19 protein-coding genes and 1 tRNA gene are annotated in these 20,356 nt (G+C 70.9%); 6 read left to right on the top strand and 14 right to left on the bottom strand.

All coding sequences use genetic code 11. The features are described from left to right. Window positions 1-50 precede the first annotated feature (50 nt). Window positions 51-124: transfer RNA gene (locus ACIBCJ_RS19015), tRNA-Met, on the bottom strand. A gap of 87 nt (window positions 125-211) precedes the next feature. After that, window positions 212-3,214: a UPF0182 family protein gene (locus tag ACIBCJ_RS19020; protein WP_365980096.1), complete on the bottom strand. Its 3,003-nt coding sequence runs from the start codon at window positions 3,212-3,214 to the stop codon at window positions 212-214. A gap of 164 nt (window positions 3,215-3,378) precedes the next feature. On the opposite strand from ACIBCJ_RS19020, the gene ACIBCJ_RS19025 reads away from it, so the two are divergent. Next, window positions 3,379-3,921 carry a PPA1309 family protein gene (locus ACIBCJ_RS19025; RefSeq protein ID WP_362107123.1) on the top strand — a complete coding sequence of 181 codons (543 nt, stop codon included), beginning with the start codon at window positions 3,379-3,381 and terminating at the stop codon, window positions 3,919-3,921. Between the two features lie 39 nt (window positions 3,922-3,960). Here ACIBCJ_RS19025 and ACIBCJ_RS19030 read toward each other — a convergent pair whose 3' ends face one another. The 4 genes from ACIBCJ_RS19030 to ACIBCJ_RS19045 all read right to left on the bottom strand — a co-directional run bounded on the left by ACIBCJ_RS19030 (window position 3,961) and on the right by ACIBCJ_RS19045 (window position 7,136). Further along, on the bottom strand, window positions 3,961-5,055 hold the full coding sequence (locus ACIBCJ_RS19030; RefSeq protein ID WP_362107126.1) for a PDZ domain-containing protein: 1,095 nt from the start codon (window positions 5,053-5,055) through the stop codon (window positions 3,961-3,963). 51 nt (window positions 5,056-5,106) lie between these two features. Continuing rightward, window positions 5,107-5,271, bottom strand: coding sequence for a hypothetical protein (locus ACIBCJ_RS19035; RefSeq protein ID WP_007444545.1), 165 nt, complete (start codon window positions 5,269-5,271; stop codon window positions 5,107-5,109). A 146-nt stretch (window positions 5,272-5,417) separates the two neighbouring features. Further along, the gene (locus tag ACIBCJ_RS19040) at window positions 5,418-5,879 is read right to left on the bottom strand and encodes a molybdenum cofactor biosynthesis protein MoaE (RefSeq protein ID WP_133887261.1); all 462 of its coding nucleotides are present in this window, start codon (window positions 5,877-5,879) and stop codon (window positions 5,418-5,420) included. 135 nt (window positions 5,880-6,014) lie between these two features. Further along, window positions 6,015-7,136: an SDR family oxidoreductase gene (locus tag ACIBCJ_RS19045; RefSeq protein WP_362107133.1), complete on the bottom strand. Its 1,122-nt coding sequence runs from the start codon at window positions 7,134-7,136 to the stop codon at window positions 6,015-6,017. Window positions 7,137-7,328: 192 nt separating this feature from the next. On the opposite strand from ACIBCJ_RS19045, the gene ACIBCJ_RS19050 reads away from it, so the two are divergent. Beyond that, window positions 7,329-8,807 carry a zinc-dependent metalloprotease gene (locus ACIBCJ_RS19050; RefSeq protein ID WP_365979997.1) on the top strand — a complete coding sequence of 493 codons (1,479 nt, stop codon included), beginning with the start codon at window positions 7,329-7,331 and terminating at the stop codon, window positions 8,805-8,807. Next, complete coding sequence (locus ACIBCJ_RS19055) at window positions 8,804-9,319, top strand: NUDIX hydrolase (protein ID WP_365979998.1); 516 nt, start codon at window positions 8,804-8,806, stop codon at window positions 9,317-9,319. The genes ACIBCJ_RS19050 and ACIBCJ_RS19055 overlap by 4 nt, the downstream gene beginning before the upstream one ends. 68 nt (window positions 9,320-9,387) lie before the next feature. Here ACIBCJ_RS19055 and ACIBCJ_RS19060 read toward each other — a convergent pair whose 3' ends face one another. From ACIBCJ_RS19060 to ACIBCJ_RS19075, 4 genes are all read right to left on the bottom strand, one after another. Next, window positions 9,388-10,143, bottom strand: coding sequence for an AIM24 family protein (locus ACIBCJ_RS19060; protein WP_362107142.1), 756 nt, complete (start codon window positions 10,141-10,143; stop codon window positions 9,388-9,390). Between the two features lie 15 nt (window positions 10,144-10,158). Continuing rightward, window positions 10,159-10,839, bottom strand: coding sequence for an AIM24 family protein (locus ACIBCJ_RS19065; RefSeq protein WP_362107145.1), 681 nt, complete (start codon window positions 10,837-10,839; stop codon window positions 10,159-10,161). A 13-nt stretch (window positions 10,840-10,852) separates the two neighbouring features. Next, entirely contained in the window at window positions 10,853-12,550 is a 1,698-nt protein-coding gene (locus ACIBCJ_RS19070) for a TerD family protein (RefSeq protein ID WP_365979999.1), read from the bottom strand. Window positions 12,551-12,687: 137 nt separating this feature from the next. After that, complete coding sequence (locus ACIBCJ_RS19075) at window positions 12,688-13,284, bottom strand: M48 family metallopeptidase (protein WP_362107151.1); 597 nt, start codon at window positions 13,282-13,284, stop codon at window positions 12,688-12,690. A gap of 266 nt (window positions 13,285-13,550) precedes the next feature. Between ACIBCJ_RS19075 and ACIBCJ_RS19080 the strand changes: the two genes are divergently transcribed. Both ACIBCJ_RS19080 and ACIBCJ_RS19085 read left to right on the top strand, forming a co-directional pair. Then, a complete protein-coding gene (locus ACIBCJ_RS19080) occupies window positions 13,551-14,765 on the top strand; it encodes a TOMM precursor leader peptide-binding protein (protein ID WP_365980000.1) in 1,215 nt (404 codons plus the stop codon). Continuing rightward, entirely contained in the window at window positions 14,758-16,185 is a 1,428-nt protein-coding gene (locus tag ACIBCJ_RS19085) for an AarF/ABC1/UbiB kinase family protein (RefSeq protein ID WP_365980001.1), read from the top strand. Before ACIBCJ_RS19080 ends, ACIBCJ_RS19085 begins: the two co-directional genes overlap by 8 nt. A gap of 104 nt (window positions 16,186-16,289) precedes the next feature. On the opposite strand, the gene ACIBCJ_RS19090 is transcribed toward ACIBCJ_RS19085, so the two are convergent. The 4 genes from ACIBCJ_RS19090 to ACIBCJ_RS19105 form a co-directional block, all read right to left on the bottom strand. After that, complete coding sequence (locus ACIBCJ_RS19090) at window positions 16,290-16,613, bottom strand: hypothetical protein (RefSeq protein ID WP_133887251.1); 324 nt, start codon at window positions 16,611-16,613, stop codon at window positions 16,290-16,292. After that, window positions 16,610-16,978, bottom strand: a complete 369-nt coding sequence (locus ACIBCJ_RS19095; RefSeq protein ID WP_133887250.1) for a WhiB family transcriptional regulator — start codon at window positions 16,976-16,978, stop codon at window positions 16,610-16,612. The genes ACIBCJ_RS19090 and ACIBCJ_RS19095 overlap by 4 nt, the downstream gene beginning before the upstream one ends. A gap of 175 nt (window positions 16,979-17,153) precedes the next feature. After that, window positions 17,154-17,486: a hypothetical protein gene (locus tag ACIBCJ_RS19100; RefSeq protein WP_362107165.1), complete on the bottom strand. Its 333-nt coding sequence runs from the start codon at window positions 17,484-17,486 to the stop codon at window positions 17,154-17,156. A gap of 164 nt (window positions 17,487-17,650) precedes the next feature. Continuing rightward, entirely contained in the window at window positions 17,651-19,855 is a 2,205-nt protein-coding gene (locus tag ACIBCJ_RS19105; RefSeq protein ID WP_362107168.1) for an ATP-dependent DNA helicase UvrD2, read from the bottom strand. A 183-nt stretch (window positions 19,856-20,038) separates the two neighbouring features. On the opposite strand from ACIBCJ_RS19105, the gene ACIBCJ_RS19110 reads away from it, so the two are divergent. Next, complete coding sequence (locus tag ACIBCJ_RS19110; RefSeq protein WP_362107171.1) at window positions 20,039-20,281, top strand: mycoredoxin; 243 nt, start codon at window positions 20,039-20,041, stop codon at window positions 20,279-20,281. The last annotated feature ends 75 nt before the right edge of the window (window positions 20,282-20,356 follow it).

A 20,356-nucleotide genomic window follows, 5' to 3' on the forward strand; every position in this document is an offset into this window, starting at 1 on the left:
TGTGGGAATCCGGGCCTTCGTGGTCGTTCGCAACCAGCTCACGACATCAGTAGCGGGGACAGGATTTGAACCTGCGACCTCTGGGTTATGAGCCCAGCGAGCTACCGAGCTGCTCCACCCCGCGCCGTTGTGTTCACAACCCTAACACGGCGCGGGATGGGCTTTGACCAGCTCGAACACCGGACGCGTACGTCCAGCTCCGGGGCGGCGGTCAGCCGGTGTCCGACCCCCCACCGGCGTCACCCGTCGGGGTCGGGTCCGCACCGGCCTTGTCGTTCCCGGCCTTGTCGCCCCCGGCCTCGTCGCCGCCGCTCTCGCCGTCGCCGTTCTTGCCGTCGGCGCTCTGGTCGGCCTTGGCCTGCGCGTCCTCGGCCCGCTGGAGCGCGTCCTCAAGGTCCTTCTGCGCTTCGGCGTACGCGGCGAGGTCCTTCTGTTCCAGGGCCTTCTGCCCGGCGTCGAAGGCCTTCTGCGCGTCACTGAGCGCTTCCCGGACCGTCGGGTTGGTGGAGGTCGGCGGCCGGGTCGTGTCGTCGCCCTCGTCCGCCGGTGGTTCCTCGTTCTCGGCGGCCTGGGCTCCGAAGACCTTGTTGAGGGCCGCGTCGAGCGTGTTCTCGAAGGCGGTGTTGCCCCCGTAGCTCACCAGGATCTTGCGCAGCAAGGGGTACTTGAGGTCGCCACCGCGGACGTAGACGGGCTCGACGTACAGCAGTCCGCCGTCCAGCGGCACGGTCAGCAGGTTGCCGTACTCCACCTCCGAGTCGCCGCCTCTCAGCAGCCTGATGGACTCGGCGATGTCCTGTTCGGAGTTGAACTGGCTCTGCACCTGTTTGGGCCCGTCGACGGTGGTGCTCGTCGGCAGTTTCAGGATTCTGATCTTGCCGTAGTCGCTGGTGCCCGCCTCGGCGTCGACCGCCATGAACGCGCTGAGGTTGTCACGCCCGTTGGGTGTGAACGTCGTCGTCAGCGAGAACGCCTGCTGCTTCTGGTCGGGCATCTTCATGCTCAGGTAGTACGGCGGCACCGCGTCGCCCGACTTGTTGGTCGGGTCGTCCGGCACCTGCCACACCTCGCTGCCGCTGAGGAACGTGTTGGCGTCCTTCACGTGGTAGCGCGTGAGCAGCTCGCGCTGGACCTTGAAGAGGTCCTGCGGATAGCGCAGGTGCGCCATCAGCTCCTTGGAGATCTCGCTCTTGTCCTGCACCGTGCCCGGGAACGCCTTCATCCAGGTCTTGAGGATCGGGTCCTGGGTGTCCCACTGGTAGAGCTTCACGTCGCCGCTGTACGCGTCGACGGTCGCCTTCACGGAGTTGCGGATGTAGTTGACCTGGTTCTGCTGGGCCACCACCGCGCGCGAGTTGTTGTTGGCGGTCAGCGAGTCGGCCGTGGTGTCGCCGAGCGTCGTGCGCGAGGCGTACGGATAGCCGTTCGTCGTCGTGTAGGCGTCGACGATCCACTGGATGCGGCCGTCCACCACCGCCGGGTAGGCGTCGCCGTCGATGGTCAGCCAGGGGGCGACCGCCTCGACGCGCTCCTTGGGCGTGCGGTTGTACAGGATGCGCGAACCGTCGCCGATCGCCCCGGAGTAGAGGATCTGCGGCTCGCTGAACGCGGCCGCGTACGCCGCCCGGTTGATCGGGTTGGACAGGTCGACGCCGCCGTCGCCCTTGTAGCTGAACGTCTTCTCCCCGGTGTCGTCGGAGTAGTCGATCTCCTTCTGGGGACCGCCGACGATCGAGTAGGTGGTGGTCTTCTCGCCGTAGTAGACCCGCTGCTCGTACGTCCCGAGGTCACCCTCGGACGGCAGGTTGGACTCGGTGAAGACCGGGCGCCCCTCGGAGTCGACCTGGGTGCCCTTCGCCGCGACCACGCCGTAACCGTGGGTGTAGCGGAAGTGGTTGTTGATCCAGTTCTTCTTCGGGATGCCCGCCAGGTTCAGCTCGCGCAGGCCGATGACCGTGTCCTGGTCCTTGCCGTCCTTGGCGTAGCGGTCGACGTCCAGGTTGGTCGGGAACGCGTAGTAGTTACGCATCTGTTGGAGCTGCTGGAAGGTCGGCGAGATGATGTTCGGGTCCATGATCCGGACGGACGCGGCGGCGTCCGCGTCGTCACGGAGCTTGGTCTTGTCCTTGGTCTCGCTCTTGCCCGGGTACTCGGCGACCTGGGTGCCCTCGATGCCATACGCGTCGCGCGTGGCCGCGAGGTTCTTCTCGACGTACGGCGCCTCCTTGGCCTGCTCGTTCGGCTGGACCTGGAACTTCTGGACCAGGGCCGGGTACAGGCCGCCGATGAGGATCGCGGAGAGCACCATCAGGCCGAAGCCGATCACGGGCAGCTGCCAGGTGCGCCGCCACAGGGTGGCGAAGAACAGCAGGGCGCAGATGACCGCGATGCAGAACAGGATCGTCTTGGCCGGCAGGTAGGCGTTGGCGTCGACGTACCTGAGGCCCGTCCAGTTGTCGGTCGCCTTGAAGTCGCTGGACTTCACCGCGAGGCCGTACCGGTCGAGCCAGTAGGCGACGGCCTTGAGGGCGACGAAGACGCCGAGGAGGACCGACAGGTGCCCGGTGGCGGCGGCCGTGGCACGCGCGCCGGGGCTGGTCACGCGGAGCCCGCCGTACAGGTAGTGGGTCAGGGCGGCGGCGATCACGGAGATGATCACGGCTGCGAAGCCGAAGCCGAGCAGGAACCGGTACCAGGGCAGGTCGAAGGCGTAGAAGGAGACGTCCAGCTTGAACTGGGGGTCCTTCTGCCCGAAGGGCACGCCGTTGACCCACATCAGCCAGGTGCGCCACTGACCGGACGCCGAGGCGCCGGCGATCAGGCCGACCAGTGCGGTGATGCCGAGCAGCAGCCACTTCTTGTACGGGGCGATGCCCATCCGGTACCGGTCGAGGTTCTGCTGCTCCATCGACATGGCGCTCAGCGGCGGGCGCAGGCGGTGGGCCAACCAGATGTTGAACCCAACGGCGAGCGCCATCAGCAGGCCGAAGACGAAGAAGAGCCCGATCTTGGTCCACAGGGTCGTCGTGAACACCGACGAGTAGTGGACCGACCGGTACCAGAGCCAGTCCGTCCAGAATCCCGCGAACATGGTGAACGCCATGGCGAGCACGGCGAGGACACCAAGTGTCAGCAGCAGGGTTCGGACACGCCGGGACGGGCGGCCCACTCTGATCCGCGGCCCCGTCGGGGGGCCTCCGCCGCGGTCCGGCATCTGGAAAGCCAAGGTGCGCACCTCGAAGTTCGCTGTTGATCCGTCAGGCCCTCGGGTTCGCGGGCCCCCCGTGCGCCCCCGTGATCGTGGGCCCACACTTATGCAACTTACTCATCGTTTACTCGGTTCCCGATTCGGGCCATGAACGAGGCAGGATTGTGACCATGTCCAACACCCCCATGGCAGCGAGCCCCCTCACCCGGGCCGTACTCGAGATCGACGAGTACGTCTCCGGACTGGGCTGGGACCAGCCCGCACGCCTCTTCGCACTTGTCGACACCGCACGACTGAGGGCCGACCAGCCCTCGCTCGCGGACCGGCTCGGTCTTCAGGAGGAGGCGGAGACCTCCGGCCTCACCCCGATCGAGCAGGACGAGATTCCAACGGGCCAGGCACTCGACGAGTTCCTGGGCACCATCGCCTGGCCCGACGCCGTGGTGGGCTGCGCGCTCGCCGTGGAGCGTCTGATGCTGCCCCCCTCCGCCGAGGCCCAGGTGCCGCAGGGGCTGAACGAGAAGAAGCTCGCCCAGTGGGTGGCGGAGCACCCCGACCGTCAGGAGGTCCGCATGACGGTCGCCGTGCTGCGCGACGGCTCCCGCGACTCGGCCCTGCGGCTGCGCGAGAAGGACACGGCCACGGAGGTCCTCACGGGATCCGACCTGGTGCCCGGTCTGGCCGAGGCCCTGACGGCGACCTTCGCGGAGTAGGAACGCGGGACGCCGGCCGCCGGGACGGCTGTGCGGGGGTCAGCCCTCCGTGCACTTCGGCAGGTCGGCGGTCTTCCCGGTACGGATGTCCTTCAGCGCGCCGAGGGCGTCGTCGATGGTGTCGACCTTCACGAGGGTCAGCCCGTCGGGGGTGTCCTCGGCCGCTGCCACGCAGTTGTCGGCCGGCGTCAGGAAGTACTGGGCGCCCTTGTCGTGCGCGCCGATGGTCTTCATGCCGATGCCGCCGATCGGGCCGACCTTGCCGTCGTCGTCGATCGTGCCGGTGCCGGCGACGAACTTGCCGCCGGTGAGGTCGCCCGGGGTGAGCTTGTCGTAGATGCCGAGGGCGAACATGAGTCCGGCACTCGGACCGCCGACGTCGGCCAGCTTGATGTCGATGTCGAACGGGAACGTGTGGTCGGTCCCGGCGGAGATGCCGACGATGGCACGCTTCTCGCCCCCGTCGTCGGAGGCCTCGGTGGTGAGGGTGACCTTCTGCGTCTTCGTCGCCGTCCGGCCCTCCTTCTCCGCGGCGGCCTGCTCCTTGGCGGGCACGACCGTGAAGACGGTGTCCTGTCCCGGCTCGTGCTTGGTCACCAGGTCGGCGACGTCCGCCGGCTTCTTGACCTCCGTGCCGTCCACGGCCTTAATCACGTCACCGGCGTGCAGCCTGCCCTGCGCCGGGGAGTCCTTGACGACGGTGGAGACGATCACCCAGGACTTCACCGGGATGTCGAGCGCCTCCAGGGCGGCGACCTTCGCGGTCTCCTGGGAGTGGCTGAACTCCTCCGCGTTCTCCTGGGTGGCCTCTTCCTCGGTCTTGCCGTCCGGGTAGAGGGTGTCGTGCGGCACCACGCTGTTGTCGTGCGCCAGCCAGCCGTAGACGGCCTCCACGAGGTTCATCTTGTACTCGGCGCTGGTGACCCGGACGGTGGTCATGTTCAGATGACCGCTGGCCTCGTACGTCTTGTGACCGGAGATCTGCAGCACCGGCTCGCCGTCGTGGTCCCCGAGGGTGTTCACCGTCGGCCCGGGAGACATCTCCGAGTAGGGCACGGGGATGAACACACCCGCGCACAGGAGCGCGATCAGCATCAGGGTGGAGGCGAGCATCGTCGCGGTGCGGCGTGGCATGGCACGACAGTACGGGACGCGGCTGTCGGAACACCGTCAGGGCGGCGTCCGTCAGGCGCCGGTGCGGGGCTTCTCCATGGCCTCGCGGAAACGGGCGTAACCGTCCAGCTCGGGACCGTCGCTCCGTGCCTTCCGGGTCCGGTTGGCCCAACTGCCCCACAGGCCCGCACCGACCGCGGCCACCAGCGGAATCAGCAACCAGGCAAGCGCCGCCATGCCGACCTCCCAACCCCATGAGTGTCCGCGACTGACTGATCAGCAGATTAACCATTCGCAGTGACAACGCTCACGCCGGGGGGTGGGTTACGCAACCCGGGCCGCGCGGGTGCCTCCCATGATCAGCAGGACCCCAGGCCCCGTGATCAGCAGGCCCCGACCCACTCCTCGGTGCCGTCCGAGAAGGTCTGGTGCTTCCAGATGGGCACCTCGTGCTTGAGGTCGTCGATGAGCTTGCGGCAGGCGTCGAAGGCCTCGCCCCGGTGCGGGCAGGACACCGCGACGACCACCGCGAGATCTCCGACCTCCAGGTCCCCCACCCGGTGCAGCGCGGCGAGCGCCCGCACGGGGTACTCCGCGACGACCTTCTCGGCGATCCGCCGCATCTCGGCCTCGGCACTCGGGTGGCACGAGTACCCGAGCCGGTCGACGTCGGTGCCCCCGTCGTGGTTGCGCACGGTCCCCACGAACAGCGCGGTGCCGCCGGACGCGTCGTCCCCGACCGCGCGGAAGACCTCGTCCACGGACAGGGGCGTCTCGCGGATGCCGATCAGCTTGACGGGGTCCGCTGCGGCCCGCTCACCGGGGTGGTCGTTCGTGGTTGCCATGCGTCCATCGTGCCCCACGGCGCGGACGGCGCGGAATAGCGTGATCGCCCGGCACGCGCGCGTACGGCGTTGGAGCCTCCTACAGAGCCCTCGGCCGTCCGACGGCCCCCGGCAGGCCGGAGCGGCCGGGGTTCCTCAGATGCGGCGCCGGGCCTTGCGCGCGCGGCGCACCACCGCGGCCGCGCCCAGCAGGGCGACCGTCGCTCCCGCGGCTCCCGCGGCCGTCGCGTCCTTGCGCCCGAGGCGCCGGCCGGCGACCGTGTGCCGCCCCGAGACCTCTTCGAGCAGTTCGGCGAGTACTTCCTCGTTCGTGTGCTTCGGCCGCCATCCGGCGTCGTGCAGCCGGCTGCCGCTGACGACCCACGGGTACATCGTGTACGCCAGGTCCCCGGCCGGGGAGGGCGTCAGGCCGATCCGGTGCAGCCGGGCCGCCGCGCCGAGCGCGACCGCGGAGGGCAGCTCCATGCGCCGGATGCCGCTGAGCTCCTCGACCTCCTCCTGCTCCAGCCAGCCGTCGCACCCGACGGCCAGCTCACCGTCGGCCTTCTCCAGGACGGCGTACTCCAGGGCGCTGCACAGGTCGTCGACGTGGCAGAACTGCCAGGCCGGCCGCGATCCGGCCACCACGAGCAGCCGGGGCGACTCGAAGTACCTGGTCAGCGCGGTGTCCATGCCGCCGACCAGGACGGCGGGCCGCACGACCGTCACGTTGAGACCGGGATGCGCCCGCGGCGCGCGCCGGGCGAGCCGCTCGATCTCCAGGAGGTCCCCGACGCCCGTGGCCTCGGCCGTGGCACGCAGCTCGGCGTCCTCCGACAGCGGCAGCTCGTTGTCGGGGAGGGCCCCGTAGACCATCGCGGAGGTGCACAGCACGACCCGGCGCACGCCGGCCGCCGCGGCGGCGGTCAGGACGGTCTGCGTCCCCCGTACGTTGTAAGCCGTCCGGGCGGCCGCGTCGGTCTCCAGGTCGAGGTCGAGCGCGAGGTGCACCACCACGTCCGCGCCTCGCAGCTTCTCGGCGATGGCCGGGTCCCGTACGTCCAGGATGTGCCACTGCGCCGTCTCGCACCCGCCGCGCCGTTCGTCCATGGCCACGACCTGTCTGACCTCGTCGGACGCGGTGAGCCGCTCGGTGAGCAGCGCTCCCACCCCGGACGCGGCACCGGTGACCGCCACGACGGGTCCGCGCGCGCCGGAGCGGGAGGAACTGGTTGACTGGTTTCGCGCTGCGCGAACCTGCGGATCTGGGGAACTCACCGGGCGTCTCCAGAGGTTGTCTTCAGTACGAGCGCGAGCGACGCGTGCGTACCAGGTGGCATCCATCCTGCCGCAGGCCGTCAGTCGGCGAAGCACCGAGGCCCGATCGGCTTCGGGTGTCTACGCTGGGTGGTGAAGTCGGGCAGCCGTGCCGCCGGAAAGAACCGGCGGCCCTACCAGCCGAGGAACCCCGTGAGTGACACCCCATTCGGATTCGGCCTTCCGCCGGAGGAGCCGGACGACGGCGACGAGGGCAAGAAGAAGGACCAGCAGAGCGGCGGTGGTCAGGGACCGGCCAACCCGTTCGGGTTCGGGATGTCCGGAGCCGGAGGCCTGGGCGGCCCCGGTGCGGACAACCCGTTCGCTGCCATGTTCGGTTCCATGAACCCCAACGACCTGGGCGCCGCGTTCCAGCAGCTGGGCCAGATGCTCTCCTACGAGGGCGGCCCGGTGAACTGGGACATGGCCAAGCAGATCGCCCGCCAGACGGTCTCCCAGGGGACACCGGACGGCCGCAAGGACGCCAGCGTCGGCCCCGCCGAGCGCAATGCCGTCCAGGAGGCGGTGCGCCTGGCCGACCTGTGGCTGGACGACGCGACCGCCCTGCCCTCGGGCGCGGGCACCGCCGTGGCCTGGAGCCGCGCGGAGTGGGTCGAGGCGACCCTGCCCGCCTGGCGCGAGCTGGTCGACCCGGTCGCCGAGCGCGTCGGCAACGCCATGGGCGACGTGCTGCCGGAGGAGATGCAGGCCATGGCCGGCCCGCTGATCGGCATGATGCGGTCCATGGGCGGCGCCATGTTCGGCACGCAGATCGGTCAGGCCGTCGGCGTGCTCGCCGGCGAGGTCGTCGGCTCGACCGACGTCGGCCTGCCGCTCGGCCCGGCCGGCAAGGCCGCGCTGCTGCCGGCGAACGTCGAGTCGTTCGGCAAGGACCTCGGCGTTCCGCAGGAGGAGGTGCGGCTGTACCTGGCCCTGCGCGAGGCCGCCCACCAGCGTCTCTTCGCCCACGTGCCGTGGCTGCGCTCGCACCTGTTCGGCGCCGTGGACGGGTACGCCCGCGGCATCAAGGTCGACACGGCCAAGCTCGAGGACGTGGTCGGCCAGTTCGACCCGCAGAACCCCGAGCAGCTGCAGGAAGCTCTCCAGCAGGGCATGTTCCAGCCGGAGGACACCCCGGAGCAGAAGGCGGCCCTGGCCCGTCTGGAGACGGCCCTGGCGCTCGTCGAGGGCTGGGTGGACGCGGTGGTGCACACCGCCGCCAAGCCGCGTCTGTCCTCCGCCGACGCGCTGCGCGAGACGCTGCGCCGCCGTCGCGCCTCGGGCGGTCCCGCGGAGCAGACCTTCGCCACGCTGATCGGCCTGGAGCTGCGTCCGCGCCGGCTGCGCGACGCCTCCCGCCTGTGGGCGTCCCTGACGGACGCGCGCGGTGTCGACGGCCGGGACGGTCTGTGGGCCCACCCGGACATGCTGCCGACCGCGACCGACCTGGACGACCCGGACGGCTTCGTCCACCGTGAGCAGCTCGACTTCTCCGAGCTGGACAAGATGCTCGGCGAGGCGGCGGGCAAGCCCGACCTGAAGAAGAAGGACGACCGGAAGAAGGACGAGGGCGCCCGGGGCGAGCACCGGTCCGACGGCCGGGACGAGCCCGAGGGCGACGACGGCGAGTGAGCCTCCACGACGACGCGGTCCTGGTCCTGAAGGAGTACGAGGGCCAGGACGGGTTGCGCCAGCTCTACCTGGACCACCTCGCGGCGCACCCGGACGGGATGTGGAAGGGCTGCGCCGACGGGCACGTCACGGCGAGCGCCCTGGTGATCGACCCCGCGCGCGAGCGGGTCCTGCTCACCCTGCACAGGAAGCTGCGCATGTGGTTGCAGATGGGCGGGCACTGCGAACCGGTCGACGACAGGCTGGCCCGTGCCGCCCTGCGCGAGGGCACGGAGGAGTCGGGCATCGCGGGACTGACGCTGCTGCCGGGCGGCCCCGTGCGGCTGGACCGGCACCACACGCCCTGCGCCTGGCACCTGGACGTCCAGTACGCCGCCCTGCCTCCCGAGGGGGCCGTGGAGGCGATCAGCGACGAGTCGCTCGACCTGCGCTGGTTCGCGTACACCGAGGTCGCGGACGTGGCCGACCAGTCGGTCGTACGCCTGCTGGAGGCGACCCGCGCCCGCCTGTGACCCGCGAAGGGGTGACCGCTCTCGCGGTCACCCCGTGCCGGACGGTGGCCGTCGGCTCCGGGCGCCGGTCAGCTCCAGACGTTGCCCTGGTTCTGGCCGCGCGCGCCCTGCTGGCCCATGCCGTACTGGGCGGCGAGACCCGAGCCGATCTGCGCGTTCTGCGGCGGCAGCAGCTCACTGGGCTGCACGAGCGCGAATCCGCTGCCCATGAAGCTCAGCTCCCAGCCCTCGCCGGTGCTGCCGCGGCGTCGCCACACCCCGGAGGAGTGCGTCTGGGCCTGCATCTGCACGCGCAGGCCGGTGGACCAGGCGACGATCGCGTCGGCGTCGCAGTTGACGTACTTGTCGGGCGTCACCTGCATGAACAGGGGAGAGCCCGAGGTCATCAGGGCGACCTTGCCCCGGCCGGTGATGTTGAGCTGGTACTTCCCCGAGCCGGAGATGCCGTAGAGGCTGTCCACGGCGATGACCTCGTGGTGCAGGGACGAGTCCATCGCGAGTACGTAGCTGCTGTCGACGGTGAGGCCGTCCTGGTCGACGTCCACCACGTGCACGCACTGGGCGAGGTTGGCGAAGTAGACCGTGCCCTGCCCGTGGCAGCGCATCAGGTCCAGGCCCTCGCCGGTGTGCGCCCGCGCGCGTGACTGGTTGTTGCTCTGGTACTCGGCGTCGAACTCGACCATCCCCTGGTAGGCGACCATCGTGCCCTTGCGGGCGAGCACGTCGTCGTGTCCGGTCAGGGCGACGCGGAGCATGTGCTTGTTCTGCAGGCTCCAGGCTTCCTGGGTCTGCTGGTCGTTGTAGGCGAAAAGCGGGCTCTGCATGATTCTGGCTCCCCCTCAGCCCCGGACCCGGAGGCGGTCGGTGCTGTCCTCACTGGGCTGGACGACGACGATGCCCTGACCGGAGAAGGCCATCTGGAAGGCCTCGCCGCTGCCGCGTCCGATCAGCGACTGCGCCTTGAAGCTGCGCTTGCCCTTCACCTTCAGGTTCGGGGACCAGGCGACGAGTGCGTCGGGGTCGACGTAGGTCTCGTCCTCGCCACCGCCGCAGTCGACCACGATCGGCTTGCCCCGGGAGGTGAGCGCGACCCAGCCCTGTCCGGAGATCTTGGTGTTCCACAGGCCCTGCCCGGCGAACTTCGCCAGGCCCTTGACCCGCTCCACCCCCCAGGTGAGGTGGGCGTCGAAGGCGAGCAGGTTGGTGGCGTTGACGGAGATCCCGTCGCCGTTGAGGTTGATGACGACGACGTTGGCGCCGTAGTCGGCGAGGTAGAGCAGCCCGTCGCCGGAGCACTTCATCAGGGGCGCGCCCTCGCCGGTCATCCAGTCCTTGGCGATCTGGCGCACGGCCGGCGGGTTGGGCTCGTACTGGACGAAGCCCTCGTAGGCGACCATCGAGCCCACGCGCGCGAAGAGGTCGCTTCCGGTCTGCATGGCGACCTTCAGCATGTGGTTGCCGTGGTTCTCCATGCGGGCGGCGACGGGTGCGGGAGCGTAGCCCGCGAGCGGCTGGTTCATGTCGGGCTCTCCCTCAGATCTCGTACGGCTGGACGACGACGAAGCTGCCGGGCGCCGCCCGGAACTGCAGGTTGACGCTCTCGCCCGTGTCGCCCGCGTAGGAGTTGCGGCGCATGCGCACCTGGCTGGAGACGACGACCTGGGCTGCGGCGGACCAGGCGACCACGGCGTTGCAGTCGGCGAAGGTGGTGGGCGTGACCGGCAGCACCACGGGCACCCCGCGGGTCTTGACGACGATCGTGCCGGTGCCCTGGAACTGCATCGTGAACAGCGCACCGCCGGGAATCCCGTGCCCCTCGATGCGGCGCACCTCGTACTGGAGGCTCTCGTCGAAGGCCAGGACATTCTCCGCGGAGACGCACACGGCGTCGCCCTGGAGCTCGATGGGGTGCAGCATCGCGGAGTTGTCCGCGAGGAAGACCTGCCCCTTGCCGGTGCAGCGCATCAGCTGCATCTCCTGGCCGGTCGCGTTGCCCACGACCCGGCCGGCGAACCCGGCGCCCTTGTAGCTGAAGTCGACCTTGCCCTGGTAGAGCACCATGCTGCCCTGCCGGGCGAGCACGGGCAGGCCCTCGGCTCCGAGGTCGACGCGGACCAGCTTCTTGTTCTGCTGTGTCCAGCGCTGCCCGGCCGCGGTCTCCCGGTACTGCTGGAGCGCCGCGGTCACACCGGCGCCCTGCGGTGCGCCCTGGGGCACGCCCTGAGGGGGCTGCTGGCCGTAGCCGGGGGGCGGCGTCGGCTGGCCGTAGCCCGGAGGCGGGGTGGGCTGGCCGTAGCCGGGCGGCGGGGGCGGGGCCTGGGGGGCCTGGGGCCGGCCGTAACCGGGGGGCGGCGGGGCGGTCTGGCCGGGCACCTGGCCGTACGGCGCGTGCTGGGCGGGTCCGCCCGGCTGGCCGTACGGCGCGGGTGCGGGGGACGGCGGCGGCACCGGGGCGCCGCCGGGCGGCGTGTGCATCGGCGCCACGATGGTCTGCGCGGCGTGCACGTCCGGACCGGGCGCGGGGGCGGGAGCCGGAGCGGGCGGCGGCGCGGCGGGAGGGGCGAAACCCTGGGCGGCGGGCGGCGGAGCGGGGGCGGCGGGCGCACCGAAGGACGGCGGCGCCGAGGCCTGGGCGGGCGGGGCGAAGCCCGGTGCGGCGCCGGTCTGCAGCTGCGGTGCCTGCTGCGGGGCGGGCGCCTCTTCCTCGGCCACCTCACCGCCGAAGTTCCTCAGCAGTGCGTCGAGACCGCCGTCGAAACCCTGCCCGACGGCGGCGAACCGCCACACGTCCTTCAGGTAGAAGTCGCCCAGCATCACGGCACGCTCGGTGGAGAACTCCGAACCGCTGAACGGGTACCGGGCCACCTCCTCGCCGCCCGCGACGATCCGGATGTACCCGGGTCCCACCTGCGACATCTGTCCCGCGCCGTCGATCGTCGCGGTGAAGGACAGCTTCTGGATCTGCTGGGGGATCTTGTCGAGGGTGACCCGGAAGGACTCCGTGTCACCCGCCTGCGCACCCAGGAGCTGGATGGACTCCTCGGGGGTCTTCGGTTGGTTGAAGAACACGAAGTACCGGTCGTCCGACAACCGCTCGTCGGCGTCGAGGCCGAAGCAGCTGATGTCGAAGCTCAGCCCGGGGCCGGAGATCTGCACGCCTACGTACAGATCCGTGCCCGCGGTGAGGTCACTGATCCTGGCCTTGTGGCCGCGTTGGAATTCCCTGGCCATGCGTTACGACCGTCCCCCATCCGAATGCGAGTGCGTCGCGACAGGCTAACGGCAAACACCGACACCGGAGACAGCCGGTACAGAGCCGGTACGAAACCCGTGCGGGGCCGTGGCGGGCTCCCCGCCGGGTCCGCGCGCTACTCGTTGCGGGCGCCGGGTACGTGCGGCAGCCGGTCCGCGGCGACCACGCCCTCCAGGTAGCCCCTGGCGCGCTCGGTGCGCGGATAGGCCTCCAGAAGCCGCCAGAACCGTGGCCCGTGCCCGGGGACCAGCAGGTGCGCGAGCTCGTGCAGGAGGACGTAGTCGACGACGTACTCGGGCATGCCCTGGAGGCGGTGCGACAGCCGGATGCTCCCCTCGGACGGGGTGCACGAGCCCCAGCGGGTGTTCTGGTTGGTGACCCAGCGGACCGAGGCGGGCCGGGCCCGGCCCTCGAAGTACTGCCCCGACAGGCGCTCCGCGCGCTCGGCCAGCTCGGCGTCGCCGAGGACGCGCTTGCTCTCCTGCGCGGCCAGCTTGTCCAGCATGACGCTCACCCAGCGCCGCTCCTCCGCCTCGGACATCCGGGCGGGGATCAGCACGACGGTCCGGTCGCCCTCGCGGTACGCGGATACCGTCCGGCGTCGCCGGGTGCTCCTGCGCACCTCGATCGCGCTCGCACCCGAGCCGCTCGGCGGCGGATTCGTGGGTGTGCGCGGGTGCGCCCCGGCACGGTGCAGTGGGTCGGCGGACACGCCACGACGTTACCCGCTGCACACGGTGAAGTCCCGGCTCCGGGACGCTTCGGTGCCGATCCGCCACCCGTCCTGCCGGAGGTGCGGCGATTCGTACGACGAATACCCACCGCCTGTGGACAACTTTCGACGCCCTTTCGCGGATCCGGGCATGCTGGCACTCGCCGCCGGATTCACGACCGCCGGCGAGTCCCGACCGACCGACGAAGAACCGCGAAGCCCGCAAGACGCTGGAAAGACACTGGAAGACATACGGGGGACCTGCCATGCATCCGATGGTCAAGCCCGCGCTCAGGCGCGGCTGGCGCGATCTGAACACCGTGCAGTTCGGCATGACACCGGCGCACGCGCTGACGCTGGCCCCGGTGGACACGGCGACGGGCAGCTTCCTCGAACTGCTCAACGGCACCCGTGGCCCCGCCCTCCTGCGCGAGGCGGGACACCGCATGGACCTGCCGGAAGGACACGTGGACCGGGTCGTGGAGCGCATGGCGCGGGCCGGCCTCCTCGACGACTCCCGGGGCGGCGGGCCGGCCGCCGACGCCCTGCGGGAAAAGAAGGAGGTTCTCGACCGGCTCCGTCCCGACCTGGCCTCCCTGTCCCTGACCACCTCGGAGCCGGGCGGCGCGATGAGACACCTGGCGGCCCGAAGCGCCCAGCGGGTGGCCGTGCGGGGCGCGGGACGGGTGGGCGCGGTGCTGGCCGGTGTGCTGTCGGGCGCGGGCGTCGGCGAGATCGACGTGCGCGACGGCGGCCGCGTCGAACCGTGGGACGTCGCACCGGGCGGCCTGCCCGCCGAGTCGGTCGGCGACCGCCGTGACGAGAGCGCCCGTCGGGTCGTCCGCCGGGCCGCTCCCGACCGGCCGTCGCGCCGGAGCCCGGCGACCCCGCCCGTGGAGGACGTCCCGGGCTTCTCGGTGGTGATCCTCACTCCGCGCGACGACGTGGCGGTGCACGCACCCGACCCCGCCGCCGCGGAACCCCTCATGGCCTCGGGCACGCCCCACCTGTACGCCGGTGTCGTGGAGGGCACCGGTGTCGTCGGCCCGCTCGTCCTGCCCGGTGAGACGGGGTGCGCCGGCTGCCTGCACGCCGACCGCACCGACCGTGACCCGGCCTGGCCGCGGCTGGTGGCGCAGTGGCGCTCCGGCCGGCAGCGTCGCGTGCCGCCCTGCGACCTCACGCTCGCGACGACCGTCGCGGGGTTCGCGGCGGCTCAGGCGCTCGCCTTCCTGGACGGCCGGACGCCGTCGGGCACCGGTGCTCGCTGGGAGGTCTCGCTGCCCGGACTGTGCTGGCAGCTGCGGCCGGTCCGGGCGCACCCGGCCTGCCCCTGCGAGGCCGCCGGAAAAGGTAAGCAGGAACACATCCCCGAGGACGGGGGGTGGCGCGCGACAATGGCTGGGCAAGGGCCGTCAGCGGAAGTACGCCACGAGGCAGAACCGGCGCGGCCGGCTGGGACTTGGAGGACGCATGTCTGATCTTCCGCGCAAGGCGGTCACCCGGACCGCCAAGCTCGCCGCGCTCCCGCTCGGCTTCGCCGGGCGGGCCACCTGGGGGCTCGGCAAGCGAATCGTGGGCGAGTCCGCGGAGATCGTCGGCCAGCAGCTGCAGCAGCGCACCGCGGAGCAGCTGTTCAAGGTGCTGGGCGAGCTCAAGGGCGGGGCGATGAAGTTCGGGCAGGCCCTGTCCGTCTTCGAGTCCGCACTGCCCGAGGAGGTCGCCGGCCCCTACCGGGCAGCGCTGACCAAGCTGCAGGAGGCGGCGCCGCCGATGCCGACGCGCACGGTGCACTCCGTGCTCGCGCAGCGGCTCGGCGAGGACTGGCAGGAGCTGTTCCTGGAATTCGAGGACAAGCCCTCCGCGGCCGCCTCGATCGGCCAGGTGCACCGCGGGGTGTGGCACGACGGCCGCGAAGTGGCGGTCAAGGTGCAGTATCCGGGTGCCGGTGAGGCGCTGCTGTCCGACCTGAACCAGCTCAGCCGCTTCGCCCGACTGCTCGGTCCGCTGGTCCCCGGCATGGACATCAAGCCGCTGATCACGGAGCTGAAGGACCGGGTCTCGGAGGAGCTGGACTACGACCTGGAGGCCGACGCCCAGCGGACCCACGCCGAGGTCTTCGCCGGCGACCCGGACATCGTGGTGCCGGACGTCGTCCACCAGTGCGAACAGGTGCTGATCACCGAGTGGATCGACGGCATCCCGATGTCGGAGATCATCTCGAAGGGCACGCAGGAGCAGCGGGACCGGGCCGGCCAGCTGCTGGCCCACTTCCTCTTCTCGGGCCCGGCGCGCACCGGCCTCCTGCACGCCGACCCGCACCCCGGCAACTTCCGCCTGCTGCCCGGCGGACCCCTGTGCGAGGACGACTGGCGTCTGGGCGTGCTGGACTTCGGCACGGTCGACCGCCTCCCGGGCGGCCTGCCGGAGCCCATCGGCGAGGCCTTGCGCATGACGCTGGACGGCGATGCGGAAGCCGTCTACGAGATGCTCCGGACGGAGGGCTTCGTCAAAGAGTCGATAGAGCTGGACCCCGACGCCGTTCTCGACTACCTCCTGCCCATCATCGAGCCGGCCAGGGCCGACGCGTTCACCTTCACCCGCGGCTGGATGCGGAGTCAGGCCGCCCGCATCGGTGACCCCCGCTCCCCGGCGTACCAGCTGGCCAAGCAGCTCAACCTGCCGCCGGCGTACCTGCTGATCCACCGCGTCACGCTGAGCACCATCGGGGTGCTGTGCCAGCTGGGGGCCACGGTCCGGCTGCGCGACGAGCTGGAGGAATGGCTGGTGGGCTTCGCCGTCGAGGACGAGACCCGGGAAGCGGCCGAGGAAGCGGGCCGGGAGGGCGGCGAAGAGGGCGAGGACGCGTACGAGGTGGAGGAGACGGCCGCGGAGGCCTGATCCACCGGAGCCGAACGCACGGGGGGCCGGTCCGTTCGAACGGACCGGCCCCCGGGTGCCGAGTTTCGTCCCCCGTCGGGAGACCACCGCTTCCGGTGTGGCGACTACTGCATGACCGCCATGGCCAGCGCACGCCGAGCACGCTTCGAGGCGCGCTCCGCCCGTCGCTGCATCCGGCGAGCGGCCACCAGGCGCAGCGCCCGGCGTTCCTGCTCGGCCTCGTGCAGACGGTCGTGCATATGCGCACGTGCCAGGGCTTCTGGGATGAGTTGCATCTCACGGGTCCTGTTCTGGCGCGAGTCCTTCGCGCCGGTGGTGGTGAAGTCTTCAGGCGCGGAGCCTGCGATGTCGTGGGTGGACGGCTTCATCGGGGCCTGCTTCTGGGGGTCGTACGTCAGGGGACGGTCGATCGTGCCTGCGGTGTTCATGCCGAAACCGGGTTCTTGCGCGGGCGGCCGCGGGGCCGCTTCCGGGCTACGACGACACCCTGGACGAACAGCTCCCCACCCCAGACACCCCAGGGCTCACGCCGCTCCTTGGCACCGGCGAGGCAGGCCTCGACCAGCGGGCAGGTACGGCAGAGGGACTTGGCGTACTCGACGTCCGCCGGCGACTCGGCGAAGAAGACCTCCGGGTCGTAGGAGCGGCAGGGAACGGGCACACCCAGGTTCTCGATGGCGTCGTCGAGCGCGGTGAGCGCGGTGAGCGGGGTCAAGGTGGAGTCCTCCGTGGAACAGGGCTTGGGGATCGAGTCGGAAGGCGGTACGGACGGGGCGTGCGCTTCGAGTTGCACGAGTGGTCTTCCTCGTCTGGTCGTTCCGGCCGGTTGGCCGGGGGGCGGCTTGGTACCGGGTTCTTTTCTTGTCCCGAGGCTCCTTCGTGCTGTCGCCCCCGTTCAGGGGCAAACAGAAGGGCCGCGGATCCCGGGTGGGGTTCCGCGGCCCTGAAGGCGCCGGCCTGATCGACGATCAGGCTGGATCACTCCAGGGTTCTGGCCCACGGAAGGCCCACATCAGGTGGTGCTGCGTCGTCTGCTTCCGGAATCCGGCACCGGTCGCGGTAAAGGCATAGGCCTGAGCCTGCGCCGCTACTGCTGCTTCCAGTGCCTTGGTCGGTCGCTCATTGCGCTCACGGACGGGAAGGCCCGCAGGAGCAGCGGCGGCGGCAGCCGGACGCACGGCACGAATGCCGGACAGACCGGTGCCGGGGAGAGAAGCGCCGAGCATGCACAGGGAGACGGCCGAGCGATCGGTCATTTTGGCGGTGGAGCTGACGACGAAGCTGGTCTCGATGCTGATCACTGGGCTCGCCTCCTCTCGGCGTCTCGGGGGACTGGGACGAACCAGTCCGCGGATATGCAAGTACAGCACGGATTCAGGGCCTCCGGGAAGGCCGCTGTTCCCGTGACCAAGAACCTATGGGGATTCCCGGGGCATGCGCAAACTATTTTTTCGACGAGTTCGCATCAGTCGTCCTCGTCAAGCCCCACTCCCTCCTGGCCTGCACAGATGGCCAGCACGTCGGCTCCGTAGCGATTCAGCTTGCGCGCCCCGACTCCCGGGATCCGGGCCAGTTCCCGCTCGTCGTCCGGGACGGACTCGGCGATCGCCATCAGAGTCTTGTCGGTGAAGACGCAGAACGCGGGCTGCCCACTGCGTTCCGCCTGCACCGCCCGCCACTCGCGCAGCCGCTCGTAGACACCTTCGTCCATGTCGGACGGGCAGCCCTCGCAGCGCATCAGCTTCATCTCGCCCGCGTCGGTGAGCGTGCGCCCGCAGACCCGGCAGCGGGCCGGCGTCCGCCGGGTCCGTCTCGGCGCGGCGACCGCGGCACCACCACCGCTCGGGAAGCCGCGCTCCACCCCTCCGGCGCCCTGGGCGGCCACTCGTCCGCCGGCCGTGCCCGAGCCGGGCCGCAGCCCCTTCAGGAAGCGGCTGGGCCGGCGGCTCGGTCTGCCACCGGGCGACCGGGCCAGCGCCCAGGACAGGTGCAGGCGTTCACGCGCGCGGGTGACACCGACGTAGAGGAGGCGACGCTCCTCCTCGACCTGCTCGTCGGTCTTTGCGTAGGTGATCGGCATCATGCCCTCGGCGACACCGACCAGGAACACGACGTCCCACTCCAGGCCCTTGGCCGAGTGCAGGGAGGCGAGGGTGACGCCCTGCACCGTCGGGGCGTGCTGGGCGCCCGCCCGCTCGTCGAGCTCCACGACGAGATCGCCCAGCGTGGCTCCGGCTCTGGCGGCGGCGAAGTCCTGGGCCAGACTGACCAGGGCGGCCAGCGACTCCCAACGCTCGCGGACGGCACCCGACCCGGCCGGCGGTTCCGTCGTCCAGCCCTCCCCGGACAGCACCGCGCGCACCTGCGAGGGCAGGTCGACGACGTCGTCGAGGAGCGAGTCGTTGCCCCCGAACCGGGCCGCGGCCCGCAGGGCACTGCCGGCCTTGCGCACCTCGGGCCGGTCGAAGAAGCGCTCCGCGCCCCGCAGCTGGTACGGGACCCCGGCGTCGGCGAGCGCCTGCTCATAGGTCTCCGACTGGGAATTGGTACGGAACAGGACCGCGATCTCGGCGGCCGGGACGCCCGAGTCGATGAGCTCGCGGATACGGCGGGCCGCGCCCTCGGCCTCGGCCGGTTCGTCGGTGTACTCGGTGTAGACGGGCTCGGTGCCCGCGGGGCGCTGGGAGACCAGCTCCAGGCGGTGATCGGCGGCCCGGCCCCGGGCCTGGGCGAGCAGTCCGTTGGCGAGGTGGACGACCTGGGGGGTCGACCGGTAGTCGCGGACCAGCTTGACGACGGTGGCGCCGGGATGGCGGCTGCGGAAGTCGAGCAGGTGGTCGGGGGTTGCTCCCGTGAACGAATAGATGGTCTGGCTGGCGTCGCCGACCACGCACAGGTCGTCGCGGTCGCCGAGCCACAGCTCCAGCAGCCGCTGCTGGAGGGGGCTGACGTCCTGGTACTCGTCGACCACGAAGTGCTGGTACTGGGCGCGGACCTGCTCGGCCACGTCGTGCCGGTCCTGGAGAACGGCCACCGTCAGCAGCAGCACGTCCTCGAAGTCGATGACGGAGCGGGCGCGCTTGAGGTCCTCGTAGGCCGCGTACAGCTGCGCGATCTCCGCCGGGTCCCGGGGAGCCTCACGGCCGGCCTTGGCCGCCGCCGGGGCGTAGTCGGCGGGGACGGTCTGGGTCACCTTGGACCACTCGATCTCCGCGGTGACGTCCCGTAGCTCGCCCCGGTCGAGGCGGATGCGGCAGGCGGCGGCCGCGTCGGCGACGAGCTGGATCTTGCGGTCCACGAGCCTCGGCAGGGAGCCGCCGATCGCTTTCGGCCAGAAGTACTGCAGCTGCCGCAGCGCCGCCGAGTGGAAGGTGCGGGCCTGCACACCGGAGGCCCCGAGCTGGCGCAGACGGCCGCGCATCTCCCCGGCGGCGCGGTTGGTGAAGGTGACGGCGAGCACGCTGGAGGGCTGGAGGATGCCGGCGCGCACCCCGTAGGCGATGCGGTGGGTGATCGCCCTGGTCTTGCCCGTACCGGCTCCCGCCAGCACGCACACCGGACCGCGCAGGGCGGTCGCCACCTCGCGCTGCTCAGGGTCGAGCCCTTCGAGCACCGCGTCGGCCGAGTCCGGTACCTGCGGGAAGAGGGTGGAGTGCGTTGCTGCTGTCACACCGCCATGCTGCCAGGTCTCGCGAGACGGGTGAGCCGGTTGTCCACAGGCACGGTCCGACAGTCGTACTGATGCGACGGGCGTCACGCATCGGGAATGGCGGCGCCGTCCCGGACGTTCCCCTCCTGCGACCTCATCCCCGGGCCGCCGCTTTCCCCGAGTCGCCGAAGGAGCACGAGAGACATGCCGGGCACTGTGACGATGTACAGCACCACGTGGTGCGGCTACTGCCGTCGGCTGAAGAGCCAGATGGACCGCGAGGGCATCGCGTACACCGAGGTCAACATCGAGCAGGACCCGGAGTCCGCCGCGTTCGTGGAGAAGGCGAATGACGGGAACCAGACGGTCCCGACCGTGCTGTTCCCCGACGGTTCGACGCTCACGAACCCGTCGCTCGCGCAGGTGAAGCAGAAGATCGGCGCATAGCGGGCCGGCCGGGATCCGGCCGCCGCAGCAGTCGTGAGAGGGGCGGTCCTCCCCGCAGCGGGAGGGCCGCCCCTC

Source organism: Streptomyces sp. NPDC051136, from assembly GCF_044455745.1.
Classification (GTDB): Bacteria; Actinomycetota; Actinomycetes; order Streptomycetales; family Streptomycetaceae; genus Streptomyces.

Bases quoted from the DNA above. Each gene is read 5' to 3' on its own strand.
- ACIBCJ_RS19020 (WP_365980096.1), bottom strand. From the start codon at position 3,214: ATGCCGGACCGCGGCGGAGGCCCCCCGACGGGGCCGCGGATCAGAGTG.
- ACIBCJ_RS19025 (WP_362107123.1), top strand. From the start codon at position 3,379: ATGTCCAACACCCCCATGGCAGCGAGCCCCCTCACCCGGGCCGTACTC.
- ACIBCJ_RS19030 (WP_362107126.1), bottom strand. From the start codon at position 5,055: ATGCCACGCCGCACCGCGACGATGCTCGCCTCCACCCTGATGCTGATC.
- ACIBCJ_RS19035 (WP_007444545.1), bottom strand. From the start codon at position 5,271: ATGGCGGCGCTTGCCTGGTTGCTGATTCCGCTGGTGGCCGCGGTCGGT.
- ACIBCJ_RS19040 (WP_133887261.1), bottom strand. From the start codon at position 5,879: ATGGCAACCACGAACGACCACCCCGGTGAGCGGGCCGCAGCGGACCCC.
- ACIBCJ_RS19060 (WP_362107142.1), bottom strand. From the start codon at position 10,143: ATGCAGAGCCCGCTTTTCGCCTACAACGACCAGCAGACCCAGGAAGCC.
- ACIBCJ_RS19065 (WP_362107145.1), bottom strand. From the start codon at position 10,839: ATGAACCAGCCGCTCGCGGGCTACGCTCCCGCACCCGTCGCCGCCCGC.
- ACIBCJ_RS19070 (WP_365979999.1), bottom strand. From the start codon at position 12,550: ATGGCCAGGGAATTCCAACGCGGCCACAAGGCCAGGATCAGTGACCTC.
- ACIBCJ_RS19080 (WP_365980000.1), top strand. From the start codon at position 13,551: ATGCATCCGATGGTCAAGCCCGCGCTCAGGCGCGGCTGGCGCGATCTG.
- ACIBCJ_RS19085 (WP_365980001.1), top strand. From the start codon at position 14,758: ATGTCTGATCTTCCGCGCAAGGCGGTCACCCGGACCGCCAAGCTCGCC.
- ACIBCJ_RS19090 (WP_133887251.1), bottom strand. From the start codon at position 16,613: ATGAACACCGCAGGCACGATCGACCGTCCCCTGACGTACGACCCCCAG.
- ACIBCJ_RS19110 (WP_362107171.1), top strand. From the start codon at position 20,039: ATGCCGGGCACTGTGACGATGTACAGCACCACGTGGTGCGGCTACTGC.